Annotated in this window: 10 protein-coding genes; 8 read left to right on the top strand and 2 right to left on the bottom strand. The window is 70.6% G+C overall.

Going from position 1 to position 13,724, the window contains the following annotated elements; genetic code table 11:
* Positions 1–82: 82 nt before the first annotated feature.
* From ACIQRL_RS24880 to ACIQRL_RS24915, 8 genes are all read left to right on the top strand, one after another.
* Positions 83–1,135: a 3-keto-5-aminohexanoate cleavage protein gene (locus ACIQRL_RS24880; protein WP_401335171.1), complete on the top strand. Its 1,053-nt coding sequence runs from the start codon at positions 83–85 to the stop codon at positions 1,133–1,135.
* Positions 1,136–1,669: 534 nt separating this feature from the next.
* On the top strand, positions 1,670–2,644 hold the full coding sequence (locus tag ACIQRL_RS24885) for a quinone oxidoreductase family protein (protein ID WP_401335173.1): 975 nt from the start codon (positions 1,670–1,672) through the stop codon (positions 2,642–2,644).
* Between the two features lie 50 nt (positions 2,645–2,694).
* Positions 2,695–3,603, top strand: coding sequence for a TauD/TfdA dioxygenase family protein (locus tag ACIQRL_RS24890; RefSeq protein ID WP_401335175.1), 909 nt, complete (start codon positions 2,695–2,697; stop codon positions 3,601–3,603).
* Positions 3,604–3,637: 34 nt separating this feature from the next.
* On the top strand, positions 3,638–4,990 hold the full coding sequence (locus ACIQRL_RS24895) for an MFS transporter (RefSeq protein ID WP_401335178.1): 1,353 nt from the start codon (positions 3,638–3,640) through the stop codon (positions 4,988–4,990).
* A complete protein-coding gene (locus ACIQRL_RS24900; RefSeq protein ID WP_401335181.1) occupies positions 4,987–5,568 on the top strand; it encodes an RBBP9/YdeN family alpha/beta hydrolase in 582 nt (193 codons plus the stop codon). Before ACIQRL_RS24895 ends, ACIQRL_RS24900 begins: the two co-directional genes overlap by 4 nt.
* Before the next feature lie 29 nt (positions 5,569–5,597).
* Positions 5,598–7,601, top strand: a complete 2,004-nt coding sequence (locus tag ACIQRL_RS24905; RefSeq protein WP_401335184.1) for an acetoacetate--CoA ligase — start codon at positions 5,598–5,600, stop codon at positions 7,599–7,601.
* Positions 7,602–7,826: 225 nt separating this feature from the next.
* The gene (locus tag ACIQRL_RS24910; RefSeq protein WP_261705830.1) at positions 7,827–8,201 is read left to right on the top strand and encodes a hypothetical protein; all 375 of its coding nucleotides are present in this window, start codon (positions 7,827–7,829) and stop codon (positions 8,199–8,201) included.
* Between the two features lie 199 nt (positions 8,202–8,400).
* Positions 8,401–8,820 carry an ArsR/SmtB family transcription factor gene (locus ACIQRL_RS24915; protein ID WP_401335188.1) on the top strand — a complete coding sequence of 140 codons (420 nt, stop codon included), beginning with the start codon at positions 8,401–8,403 and terminating at the stop codon, positions 8,818–8,820.
* Positions 8,821–8,847: 27 nt separating this feature from the next.
* On the opposite strand, the gene ACIQRL_RS24920 is transcribed toward ACIQRL_RS24915, so the two are convergent.
* The gene (locus tag ACIQRL_RS24920) at positions 8,848–9,822 is read right to left on the bottom strand and encodes a helix-turn-helix domain-containing protein (protein ID WP_401335190.1); all 975 of its coding nucleotides are present in this window, start codon (positions 9,820–9,822) and stop codon (positions 8,848–8,850) included.
* Between the two features lie 89 nt (positions 9,823–9,911).
* Positions 9,912–13,667, bottom strand: coding sequence for a S8 family peptidase (locus ACIQRL_RS24925; RefSeq protein ID WP_401335192.1), 3,756 nt, complete (start codon positions 13,665–13,667; stop codon positions 9,912–9,914).
* Between the last annotated feature and the right edge of the window lie 57 nt (positions 13,668–13,724).

Genomic DNA, 13,724 nt, shown 5'->3' on the forward strand with positions numbered 1-13,724 from the left:
TCCCCGCCGGACATCCCAGGCCCGCGCAGTGCGCGGCGATGTTCCCGGCGAGTGATCACCGATCCGACGAAGGAGACGGACCGTGCACTTCCACGACGACTCACTGTTCCCCGAGAACCAGGAAAAGCTCGTCATCCAGGCCGCTCCCTACGGGCCCGAATGGCTTCCCGGAGACGCCGACGACCTTCCGCTGACGATGGACGAGCACGTGCAGGCGGCCGTCGACTGCTACAACGCCGGCGCCACCGTGCTCCACATCCACGTACGTGAGCTCGACGGCAAGGGCTCCAAGCGGCTCTCCATGTTCAACGAGCTGATCGGCCGCCTGCGCGAGGCCGTGCCGGACATGGTCCTCCAGATCGGTGGGTCCATCTCGTTCGCCCCGGAGGGCGAGGGCGCGGACGCCAAGTGGCTCGACTTCGACAGCCGCCACATGCTCGCCGACCTGGACCCGAAGCCGGACCAGGTCACCATCGCGATCAACACCAGCCAGATGAACATCGTCGAGATCATGACCGACGACGATCTGGAAGGCACCTCGATCGCCAAGCCGGACTATTACAAGGCGTACCGGGACATGTACCTGGAGGCCGGTCCGGACTTCTACCTGGAGCACCTCAAGCGACTGGCCGCGAGCGGTATCCAGCCGCACTTCCAGCTGGCCACGCTGGCCCAGCTCGAGACCGTCGAGCGGCTCATCCGGGCCGGCATCCACACCGGTCCGCTGATCCTCAACTACGTGGCGATCGGCGGCGGTTTCGCGGGCCGTCACCCGGCCGACCTCATCGAGTTCGTGCGTCGCGCCCCCGACGGCGCCGTCCTCACCATCGAGAGCTCCATGCGCGCCGTGGCGCCCATGAACGCGATCGGCATCGCGCTCGGCGTGCATGTCCGGGTGGGCAACGAGGACAACCTGTGGCGGCGCAAGGGCGAGCGCATGTCCAGCGTCGAGCAGGTCGAGCAGATGGTGCAGATCTCCGAGGCGCTCGGCCGTGACATCGCGACCGGCGCGGAGGCCAGGAAGATCTACAAGCTCGGCGAGACCTACGCCGACGCCGACGAGACGCTGGCCCAGCTCGGCATGGTGCCCAACCGCCGTCCCGGCCGACGCGGCTTCATGCTGCGCGACGCCTGATCCGACGGCGGACCACCGCGCCGGTCCGTCCGGCGGGCGCAGACCGTCCGGACGGACGGTACGACGGCCGCACGGTCCACCACCGTGGCCCGACCGGCCGGGGCAAGGACCACGGTCCCGGCCTCCCGGCTGCCACGGCTGCCACGGCTGCCACGGCTGCCACGGCTGCCACGGCTGCCACGGCAAGGATCATCCTCCTCGCCCGCCCAGCCACGGCAGGGGCCACGGTCCACACCGCCCGAGCGTGGCAAGGACCACCGTCCTGGCCCCAGGCCATGGCGGGGGCGCGTGCGCCGGGGTGGTCGTGGCTCAGGTCGGCTCGGCCGGGTGCCGGGCCGGCCCGACCGACCGTCGCGCGCGTCCCCGTACCACCGGCCCGACCGACCGTCGGCCACCGCGCGATCGGCCGGTCGCGGCCGGAACCACCGTGGCGCCGCTCTGCTCATCACGCCACGCGGCCGCCGGAGCCAGGCCCCCCGGCCCCGGCGGCCCTTCCCCTCCCCTTCCACCCGACACGAAACACGGAGCGCTCTCGTGGCCCACGCCATTCGATTCAAGGAGACCGGCGGTCCCGAGGTCCTGCGCTGGGAGGAGGTCGTCGTCGGCGACCCCGGCCCCGGCGAGGTCCGGATCCGCCACCACGCCGTAGGACTCAACTTCGCCGACACCTACTTCCGCACCGGGCTCTACCCCGCGCCGCTGCCCGCCGGGCTGGGCGTCGAGGCGGCGGGCGTGATCGAGGCGGTGGGCGCGGGCGTCACGCAGTTCACCGAGGGCGACCGGGTCACGTACACCGGAAGTCCGCTCGGCGCCTACAGCACCGAGCGGGTCATGCCCGTCGACTCGCTGATCAAGCTGCCGGACGGCATCGCCTTCGAGACCGCCGCGGCGATGACCATGCGCGGTCTGACCTCCGCGTACCTGCTCCGCAGGATCCACCCCCTCAAGGCGGGTGACACGATCCTGCTGACCGCGGCGGCGGGCGGCGTCGGCCTCATCGTCTGCCAGTGGGCCAAGCTGCTCGGTCTGAACGTCATCGGCACCGTCTCTACCGAGGAGAAGGCCGAACTGGCCCGAGCGCACGGCTGCGACCACGTCATCCACTACCGGTCCGAGAACGTGGCCGAGCGGGTACGCGAACTCACCGACGGCGCCGGGGTGCCGGTGGCCTTCGACAGCGTCGGCAAGACGACGTACGCCTCCTCGCTCGCCTCACTGCGCCGCCGCGGCCTGCTCGTCTGCTTCGGCACCGCCTCCGGCCCCGTCCCGCCCATCGACGCCATGCAACTCGCCGTCCAGGGCTCCCTGTTCGTCACCCGGCCCGCTCTCGCCGACTACATCGCGGACCCCGCGGAACGGGCGGACCTCGCTGGCGAGCTCTTCGACCACGTCACCTCTGGCCGCATCACCATCGAGGTCAACCAGCGGTACGCCCTCCAGCACGCCGCCCAGGCGCACCGCGACCTGGAGGCCGGGCAGACCACCGGATCGTCCGTCTTCGTCCTCTGATCCCCACCACTCCGCGCGGTTCAACTCCACTCTCTCCAGGAGGAAGCACCATGGATCACACGCTCGCTCCCCCCGAGGGCGCACCGGTCCTCGCCCATACCCGTGGCTCGATCAAGGTCGAACCGCTGACCTGTACCATCGGCGCGGAACTGTCCGGAGTGAACCTCGGCGACGCCTCACGCGACGAGGATCTGTTCGAAGAGATCAGGGCCCTGCTGCTCCAGTACAAGGTGCTGTTCCTGCGCGACCAGGACATCACGCGCGCCGAACACGTGGCCTTCGCCGAGCGCTTCGGCGCGCTCGAGGACCACCCGGTGGCTGGCAGCGACCCCGAGAACCCCGGCCTGGTGCGGATCTACAAGGACCTGGACAGCCCGGCGGAGCACTACGAGAACGCCCTGCACACCGACGCCACTTGGCGCGAGAACCCGCCCATGGGCGCCGTACTGCGGTGTATCGAGGGTCCCCCCGTCGGCGGGGACACGATCTGGGTCAACATGGCCGAGGCCTACCGCCGACTGCCGGAGAACATCCGGACGACGATCCGTGGCCTGCGGGCCCGGCACAGCATCGAGGCCACGTTCGGCGCCGCCATGCCGCAGGAGAAGCGACACGCCCTCAAGGCGCGGTTCCCGGACGCGGAGCACCCGGTGGTCCGCGTCCACCCGGAGACCGGCGAGGAGATCCTCTTCGTCAACGCGTTCACCACGCACTTCGTCAACTACCACACGCCCGAGAACATCCGGTTCGGGCAGGACTTCGCCCCCGGCGCGAGCCTCCTGCTCAACTACCTGATCGGTCAGGCCGCGATCCCGGAGTACCAGGTGCGCTGGCGCTGGACCCCGAACAGTGTCGCCATCTGGGACAACCGCTCCACCCAGCACTACGCCGTACAGGACTACTGGCCCGCCGTCCGCCGGATGGAGCGCGCCGGAATCGTCGGCGACAGACCGTTCTAACCCCCTTCCTCCAACAGCGCGTGAGGTGATGACAATGGAGTTGCACACCACTGCTGCACCCATCCCCGAGACGGACACGACCGCCTCGTCCGGATGGCCCGTGACCCGCCGTTATGCCTGGGTGGTCTTCGCCCTCAGTTTCGGGCTGCTGCTGTCCGACTACATGTCCCGGCAGGTCCTCAACGCCGTCTTCCCCATGCTCAAGAGCGAGTGGCTGCTCACCGACGCCAAGCTCGGTTCGCTCAGCAGCGTCGTCGCTCTCATGGTCGGTCTGCTCACCTTCCCCATGTCGCTGATGGCCGACCGCTGGGGCCGGGTGAAGAGCCTGCTGCTCGCGGCGGCGTTGTGGAGCGCGGCGACCCTCGGCTGCGCGGTCTCCGCGAGCTACGACCAGATGTTCGTCGGCCGGCTCTTCGTCGGCATCGGCGAGGCGGCGTACGGAAGCGTCGGCATCGCCGTCGTCCTGAGCATCTTCCCGATCGGCCTGCGCGCCACCCTCTCCGGCGCCTTCATAGCGGGCGGCGCCTTCGGTTCGGTCCTCGGTGTGTCGATCGGCGGCGCGGTCGCCCAACACCTCGGCTGGCGCTGGGCGTTCGGCGTCATGGGCATCTTCGGCCTGGTCCTGGCCGCGGTCTACGGCCTCGTCGTCACCGAGAAGAAGCTGACCCCCGGAGCGGGGGCCACCGACGCCGAGCCCGACCCCGGACCACGCGGCCGGCTGCGCGTGCTGCTGCCCCGGCTGTTCTCCTCCGTCTCGGTGATCAGCGCGTACGTCGGCAGCGGTCTCCAGCTCTTCATCGCCGCCTCCCTCATGGCCTGGCTGCCCAGCTTCTTCAACCGCTACTACCACATGCCCACCGCGAAGGCGGGCGCCACCGCCGGGATCTTCATCCTCGTCATCGGCATCGGCATGATCGGCGGCGGCATCGTCTCCGACCGCCTCTGCCGAGCTTTCCCCATCCGCAAATGGGCCGTTGCCATCGCGTGCAGCCTCGGCTCCCTCGTCCTGCTCATGACAGCGTTCCGGCTGCCGACCGGCCCCCTCCAGCTTGCCGTGCTGGCGGCCGGAGCCCTGCTGTCGGCCGGCACGGCCGGTCCCGCGACCGCCATGGTGGCCAACCTGACCCCCGCGTCCATCTCCGCGACGGCCTTCGCCACCCTGACCCTCGCCAACAGCCTGCTCGGGCTGGCTCCCGGGCCCGCCGTGACCGGTGCGCTCGCCGACCACATGGGACTGCTCGGCGCCCTGCGGGTCATCCCGCTCACCGCGGTCGCCGCCACCGTCGCCTTCCTGATCGGCCGCCACTTCTACGAGCGTGATCTGCGCCGTCTGACGGGCGGACCGGTCCCGGCGGCGGAGCCGGAGGACGCGGTGGTGACCGCGTGAGCGCCACCGCCGAACCGGTGATCGTGATCGTCCCCGGACTGCGCGATCACGTCCCGGACCACTGGCAGACCCTGCTGGCGGACCGGCTGGCCGAGGCCGGGCGCACCGTCCGCACGGTCCCGCCGCTCACCGAGGACGCCCTGAGCCGCGAGGCCCGCGTGGCGGCGCTCGACAAGGTGGTCTCGGAGATCGAGGGCCCCGTCGTCCTCGTCGCGCACAGCGCCGGCGTGATCACCACGGTCCACTGGGCCCAAGGGAGCACGGCACAGGTGCGCGGAGCGCTTCTCGCGACACCGCCGGACTTCGAGACCCCGTTGCCCGACGGCTATCCGAGGCCCGAGGTGCTCGCGGAGAACGGCTGGACACCGGTGCCGCGGACGCCGCTGCCCTTCCCCAGCATCGTCGCGTTCAGCTCCGACGACCCCCTCGGCACGGTCGAGCGGGTCACGGAACTGGCCCGCGACTGGGGCAGCGCTCTGGTGGACCTCGGCGAGGTCGGCCATCTCAACCCCGCGTCCGGCCACGGTCCTTGGCCGCGCGCGGAGGAACTGCTCCGCGAAATAGAAGAAACCGGCTGAACGCCGCGTCCAGCCCAGGAAGGCAAACGATGAACACCGACACCGACCTGCTGTGGTCCCCCGGTCGCCGCGAGTTGGAGGACTCCAACGTCGCGTGCTTCATGGACTGGGTCAGCGAAGTACGGGGACTCCACTTCTCCGACTACGCCGAGCTGTGGCGGTGGAGCTCCACCGACCTCGCTGGATTCTGGTCGGCGGTATGGGAGTTCTACGGGCTGGACGCGGTCACCGACTACGACAAGGTGCTCGGCGAGGCGTCGATGCCGGGAGCCGACTGGTTTCCCGGTGCTCGGCTGAACTTCGCCGAACGCTGCTTCGCCCAGGCCACGGACGCCCGCCCCGCGCTCGTCTGCCTGACCGAGGGAGGCACTCCCGAGGACATCTCCTGGCACGATCTGCGCCGGCAGGTCACCGATGTCGCGGCGGCCCTGCGCGGCATGGGCGTGGAGCCCGGCGACTGTGTGGCCGGATACCTCCCCAACCTCCGCCAGACCGTCGTGGCGCTGCTGGCCTCGGCGGCCGTCGGCGCCGTATGGACGGCCTGTTCCCCGGACTTCGGCACGCCCAGCGTGCTCGCGCGGCTCCGCCAGGCCCAGCCGACGGTCCTCGTGGCCGCGGACGGATACCGCTACGGCGGCAAGGCCTACGACAAGCGCGCGGAGGTCGCCGAGCTCGCGGACGGCCTGCCCACCGTCCGCCACGTCCTCGCCGTCGACAGCCTCTTCCCGCCCCCGGCCGAGCCGTGGTCGGGGCGGCCCGACGTCGTACAGCACGCCTGGTCGACGCTGCCGGCGGCGGACGAGGAGCTGGAGTTCGCCGACGTGCCCTTCGACCACCCGTTGTGGATCCTGTGGTCGTCGGGGACCACGGGGATACCCAAGGGGATCGTGCAGGGGCACGGCGGCATCGTGGTCGAACTGCTCAAGGCCCTGGGCCTGGGCGTCGATCTGCGCGCGGACGACCGCTATCTCTTCATCACCTCCACGAGCTGGATGGTGTGGAACTTCCTGGTCGGCGGGCTCCTGCACGGCAGCACCGTCATCCTGTACGACGGCAGTCCGACCTTTCCCGACATCGACGGCGCCTGGCGGATCGCCGAGTGGACCGGCGCGACCGTGGTCGGCCTGGGCGCCGCGTATCTCACCGCCGGGGAGAAGGCGGACTCGCGGCCCGCGGACATGTTCGGCCTGGAAAGCCTGCGGACCGTCCTGCAGACCGGGTCCACGCTGCCGCCCAGCACCTGGCGCTGGGTCCACGACCGGCTGACACCCGATGTGCGGCTCCAGTCCATCTGCGGCGGTACGGACGTCTGCTCGGTCCTCGCGGGAAGCACCCCGCTGCTGCCCGTCCGCGTGGGCCGTATCCAGGCCCCCGCGCTGGGGGTCGCCATGGCCTCCTGGGACGCTCAGGGACACCCTCTGACCGGCGAGCAGGGCGAGTTGGTGGTGACCGCGCCACTGCCGTCCATGCCGCTCCGCTTCGTGGGCGACCCCGACGGCGCCCGCTACCGGGCCAGTTACTTCGACACCTACCCGGGAGTCTGGCGGCACGGCGACTGGGTCACGATCGACACCGACCTGTCCGTGGTCGTCGCGGGCCGCTCCGACTCCACCCTGAACCGCTCGGGCGTCCGCATGGGCTCCGCCGACATCTACGCCGTCGTCGACCAGCTCCCGGAGATCGCCGACAGTCTCGTCATCGGTGTGGAACAGCCCGACGGCGACTACTTCATGCCGCTGTTCGTCGTGCCCGCCGAGGGCACCGCGCTCGACGACGGTCTGCGCCGGCGGATCGCCGCGGCCATCAGGAGCCGGCTGTCCCCGCGCCATGTGCCCGACGCGATCGTGCCGGTCCCCGCCGTGCCCCGCACCCTCACCGGCAAGAAGCTCGAAGTCCCGGTCAAGCGCATCCTCCAGGGCGCCCGCAGCTCCGAGGTCAGCAGCGAGGGATCCATCACCCACCCCGAGATGCTCGTCTGGTTCGCGGACTTCGCGACGCGCACGGCGGCGTCACGGGCCTCGGCCGCCGGCTGAGCCCCGTCCGCCGACCGGACACCACCGGACGTTCCGCCAGGCCCGTGATCCATGGTCATCGACCGCACAACAGTGATCAATAAAGCCTGTGCGACGTGCATTTCGACGCTCCTTCCGCCAGTCCCGAAACAACTCGGCTGCCCGCCACGGACGGTACGTAGGGTCCTGGTCACTGACCGGGCGGGAACTCCTCCGCCCGCGCAGTGACCAGGAGGAGACATCGGTATGGCAAATGTGGAGATCTCCCTCAAGGAGACCATGACGTCCATCGAGGGCGCGATGGGCGTCGCCCTCGTCGACTACACGAGCGGCATGGCACTGGGCACGCTGGGGGGCAGCAAGGAGCTCAACCTGTCTGTCGCGGCGGCGGGCAACACCGACGTGATCCGGGCCAAGGTGCGCACCATGGAGCACCTCGGCCTCAAGAGCAAGATCGAAGACGTACTGATCACGCTCGCGGACCAGTACCACCTCCTCCGGCCGCTCAAGAGCCGTGACGGCAACGGGCTGTTCCTGTACCTGGTGCTCAACAAGGCGACCTCCAACCTGGCCATGGCCCGTCATCAGCTGGCCCGCATCGAGGCCGAACTAGAGGTATAGACAGCCACCCTCTCCGCGCCTCCGCATGCCCACGACTTGAAGACTTCTTCAATTGGGTACATCCAGATCAAGTCAATCCCGTGGGTGTGCGGAGGTGGAGCCGAGAGGATCGGCTCACGGCACCGCTCGCGGGGGCGCGCAGACAGCCACCGCACCAGCCGGAGAAACAGCCCGTCCCAGGCGGCAGGGAGCGAACGATTTGACCAGGCAGGTCCCCCTCTACCAGGCCAAGGCCGAGTTCTTCCGCATGCTCGGACACCCGGTACGCATCCGGGTTCTGGAACTGCTGCAGAGCGGCCCCGTCTCGGTGCGCGACCTGCTCAGCGAGATCGAGATCGAGCCCTCCAACCTCTCGCAGCAACTGGCGGTACTGCGCCGCTCGGGCATCGTGGTGTCCATCCGCGAGGGCTCCACCGTCAGTTACGCGCTGGCCGGCGGCGATGTCGCCGAACTCCTGCGCGCCGCCCGCCGCATCCTCACCGAACTGCTCTCCGGCCAGACCGAGTTGCTGGCCGAACTGCGGCAGGCCGACCTCGACACGGGCCTGTCCGGTCCACGCGAACCGGACATCGTCATCACCCGCTCCGCGCGCCCTTCGCCCGCCGTCCGGGGACACTGACGCCCGGATCGACCCCCGGGCGGCCCGTCAGGCCCAGCCCTTGCGCGCGGCGTGCCAGCCGAGCTGGATGCGGCTCTCCGCCCCTGCCCGCGCCATGAGTTCACCGATGCGCCGCTGCACCGTGCGGCGGGATACGCCGAGGCGCGCGCCGACCGCCTGGTCGGTGAGTCCCGCGAGGACCAGGGCGAGCATCCGGGAGTCGAACTCGTCTATGGCGTCGGGGCGTTGCTCGGCGAGGCCGTCGCCCGTCGTGTGGGGCGAGAGTGGATACGCCTGTTCCCAGGCCAGTTCGAAATAGGCGACCAGCGCGTCGAGCAGTCCTCCGGCGTGCACCAGCACCGAGGCGGCCGCGGTGTTGCGGCCGCTGAACAGGGGAAGCATCGCCAGTTCGTGGTCCGCGATCATGATTTTGACCGGCACGGCGTCGGCGACCCTGACCTGCTGTCCGGCTTCCAGCGCCGCGAGGGCCTGGGCGACCGTTCCCGGCTCGGTCAGCGTCTCCCGGTGCAGGATGGTCCGGTAGAGCACGCCACGCCGGACTCCGGCCCCCTCAGCGGCGTTGTCGCTGCGGGACACAACGGTTTGTTCGGGCACCATCATCGCCCGCACCTGTTGCCGGGCGGACTCCTGGAGCTGTCTGAACCGGTGCCGTACCGCGTCGATGTCGCTGATCACTTCCACCGCGCCGCCCTCGGCACCCGTGCGGTGCTGCTCCGCGAGATCGAGCACCGCGTGCTCCGCCGCGCTCAACTCGTCGCGGCGCCTTCGCAGTTCCCCGCCCAGCGCCACCGCCGGTGGTGCCGCGAGAAACATGGTGGCCGTGTCCTCGCTCGCCTGGCGCACGACGAGACCTCGGTCGGCCAGCTCGGTGAGGACTTCACGCACCTCGGACTCGTGGCGACCACCGTCGGCGGCCAGTTCATGGACGGCGGCCCGTCCCCGGGCCACCAGAAGGCGGTAGATCTCCTCCTCGGCCGGACCGAGACCCAGCGCGGCGAGCATGGGCCACTCCTTGAAGTCGGCGGGTGAATCCGACGGGCCCCGGGCTGCGAACGCCCGGGGCCAGCCGGATCTCACGGTTCCGCCAAGGTCTACTTCAAGCCGTAGGCCCGTGTCACCTCCTGAATGACGCTGTTGCCCGCATCGTCCCAAGTGCGGGCCTTGAGTGAGACGAATCCGTCGTGCGGGGCGTCGAATCGGGCGGTCCAGTGGCCGGCGGCCGTACGGTCGAGGCGGACCGGAAGCCAGTGGCGGCCGTCGTCGTAGGAGACGGCGAGGGTCGCGCCCGCGACCCGTCCCGCTCCGGCCGCGTCCGGCAGGTGCGACCCGGTCAGGCCGAGGGTCTGCCGGCCGCCGCGCGCGTCGCCCGCGAGGTCGGTGGTGACGCCGTAGTCCAGTTGCATCAGCGCCATCCGGTCGATCTTCATGGGATCGGTCACCGGCGCCGATCGCACCTTCCACACAGTGTGCGTGCGCGGCGACAACCGGTAGGCGCCCGCGTCGCGTTCGGCACGCAGATCCAGCGTGTAGGTGCTCGGAACGTCCGGTACGGGATACACGGTCGCCGACGCCCAGGCCGAGGTCTTCACCAGTTCCCCGTCCTGGTACACCTTGAAGTCCAGGCTGTCGTTGCCGTCCTCCATGTAACCGCCGTGGTCGGAACCGCTGTCCGTCCAGGGCTGGACGTTGAAGGACACGAAGCCCGCCTGCCGCTCCGACCACCAGAAGCCGCTGCCGTTGCGCGGATGCGCGATCGGGGCGAACCAGTCGCTGGTGACCCGCTTCCCGGCCTTGTAGGTGATCATTCCGCCGCGTGATTCCAGGGCCAGGTTCGGCCCCGTGATCGAGTCCTCGGCCCACGAGGTGCCCGGCTGCGCCGACAGGTAGTCCGTGCGCGTCGCGGGCATGTCCGTGCGCAGCGGGAATCCGACGGCGTAAGTGCGGTAGGGCCGGTAGTCCCAACGGTATTCGCCGCTCGGGTACTTGGTGGTGCCGTGGAAGCGCATGTCCACGACGGCCAGTTCGGAGGCCTTCGGCCGATAGGTCAGACCCGTGTCGGGGATCCGGCCGGGGTGCGGGTCGACGAGGTCGTACACGTACGGCGAGTTGGGCGTGCCCTCGACGTTCAGGCGCGGGGTTCCGTGCTGGGCCTGCTTGATGAGCGGGGCGCCCTCACGCGCGGTCAGCGAGGCGACCGGAACGGCGCTGTAGCCGCCCTCGTCGGTACCGACCCATTCGAGGAGCTTGCCGGGCTGGTCGTTCACGACAAGCAGGAGTCCGGCCCCGGCGTCGGCCGCCGCCTGCGCGCGCTGCGTCCCGGTGACCGCGTCGGACCGGGTCACCAGCACCGCCTTGCCCTTGACGCGCAGCCCCGCGTAGTCGGCCGGGCTACCGGATCCCGCGTACACCACGTCCATCCGCTTTTGGCCGTCGTAGAAGGCGGATCCGGCCTGGCCGAGGGGGGTGAGGGCCTTGCCGTCGCTGCTGAGGGAGAGCAGCGGGTACGCCTTGCGCCAGCGTGTCTCGTACTCGAAGGTGCCCTGGGTGACCTTCCGGGTGGGCAGTACGAACATGCTGTCGTACGTGGGCGGCAGCAGGTACTCGGAGTCCACGGTGCTGACGCCGCCGTCCGAGCGGTACCAGTTCATGTAGAGCATCCGGTCCTCGGCCCTGCGCGGCACCACCGCCGTGACCTCGCGGGTCTTGCTGCCGTCCAGGTCCACTTTCCGGTCGTGGTCGAGGACGATCTCCGGATCACCGAGCAGGGCCATGCCGAGCGAGTCGGGGCCGTGGCTGCCGGCGACGTCGAGGTAGGTCAGGGCGCTGTAGGTGCCGGCCTGGAGTCGCACGGTCGCCGTGCCGGTCTCGCCGACGGGGACGATCTGCGGGTCGGCGTCGCTGCCGAAGCGTTGCAACTGGACGTATCCGGAGGCGGGTTCGCCGGAGCGGTCCTTGAGTGTGACGTCGAGCGAGTAGCGCTCCTCCTCCCGGTACAGGCCGACCTGGGTACGGGCCCGCACCGCGCCCGACGCGTCGCTCGCGGACACCTGCCCGAGGTAACGGCGGCCGTTCGCGCCGAGGTTCGGCCGCGCGGTGGCGGTGACGGAGGCGGTGTCGTGCGCGGGGACGGTCACGGAGTCGGCGGAGAGGGAGAACATCCCCTCGGGCGCCGGGCTTCCGGCGTCCGCTCCCGGGTCGACGTCGTAGGGTCCGCCGGCCACGGCCGCGGTGACGGCGAGCTTCAAAGTGACGGCGGTGTCACCGGTGTTGCGGTAGGTGAGCGTGCGGTCGACGGTCTCCGGACCGCTGTGCGGCCAGGCGTCGAAGCCGAAGTACGCCGAGCCGGTGGCGGTCACGGTGGCGGCGACGGAGGCCGCCACATCGGCCCGGCCCGCGCCGACCTGATAGGCGCTCAGGCCGGGGAGCTCCTTCGCCGTGCTCATGAGGGCGTCCTTGAGCTGGGGCGCGGTCCAGTCCGGGTGTTCCTCGGCGAGGATCGCGGCCGCGCCGGCGACGTGCGGCGTGGCCATCGAGGTGCCGCTCATCGTCTGGTACCAGCCGGTCTCGGCGCTGCCCCCGGCCTTCGCGGCGAGGATGTCCACGCCGGGTGCGGCGATGTCCGGCTTGAGGGCGTAGTCGCCGTAGCGCGGGCCCGTGCTGGAGAAGTACGCGAGCTGGTCGTCGGAGTCCACCGCGGCCACGGTCAGCGCGTCGTCGGCGGCTCCCGGGGCGCTCATGGACGCTTCCGTGCCGGTGTTGCCCGCGGCGACGACGAACAGGGCGCCGCTCTTCTCGCTGAGCCGGTCCAGGGCCTCGCTCATCGGGTCGGTGCCGTCCGTGGGCTCGGAGCCGCCGAGGCTCATGCTCACCACCTTGGCGCCCTGGTCCACGGCCCATTCCATGCCGGCGATGACCCAGGAGTCGTCTCCGTAGCCCTCATTGGCGAGAACCTTGCCGATCAGCAGATCGGCGCCGGGCGCCACCCCCTTCTCGGCTCCGTCCGAGGCGGCTCCGCTGCCGCCCACGGTGGACGCGGTGTGGGTTCCGTGCCCGTGCCCGTCCTCGGCGGATTCACCGGGTACGAAGCTGACCGCGCTGCTGATCCGGCCGGCCAGGTCGGGGTGGTGGCTGTCGGCGCCGGTGTCGAGCACGGCGACCTTGACGCCCTTGCCGTCGAGACCGGCCTTCCAGGCGGCCGGCGCGCCGATCTGCGCGGTGCTGTCCTTCAGGGTGGCCTTGACCCGGCCGTCCAGCCAGATCTTGGAGAGGCCGCCCTTCAACGAGGGGCGCTGCGCGGGGGCGTCGGTGGCGACCGCTCTCCACAGCTTCCTGGCCTGCTTCTTGGACGCCCGGACAGAGGTGCCGTTGACGCTCTTCAGCGACCGCACCCGGGTGGTGCCTGTGAGTGTCGCGGCCACCTTGCCGCGGTAGCCGAGGATCAGCGGGAGTCCGGCGCTGTGCTGGTCGTCGTAGCCCTGCTCGATGAGGGCGGTGATGTCGAAGAGGCGCCGGTCGAGCCGGTTCGCGGCGAGATAGGGCAACGCCTCGTCCGGGTAGACGTAGAGGTCCTTGCCGACCGTCTCGGTGCGTACGCCGCCGGTGGCACCGCGCGGCCGTCGTACGTCGACGGAGTGCTTGCCTCCGCCGAGGTCCATCACCTTGACCACGTCTCCGGTGATCAGCGTGACGGTGTGGTCGGCGCCTGTGCGGGAGGGGGCGGAGGGAGCCGTGGGCGCGCCGTTCGCGGCACCCGCCTGGCCGGTGACTGAGGTGAGAACGGCGGCGACGGCCGCCGCTGCCGCGAGGGCCCGTCTGCCTCGTGGGCGGCGCTGTATGTGGGAAACCATGGGCTAGGTCCTACCGGGCGGCGACGGCCCGGGGAACGCCCGGCGGCTGGCACCAAA

The organism is Streptomyces sp. NPDC091209 (assembly GCF_044757755.1).
In the GTDB taxonomy this organism is placed as follows: Bacteria; Actinomycetota; Actinomycetes; order Streptomycetales; family Streptomycetaceae; genus Streptomyces.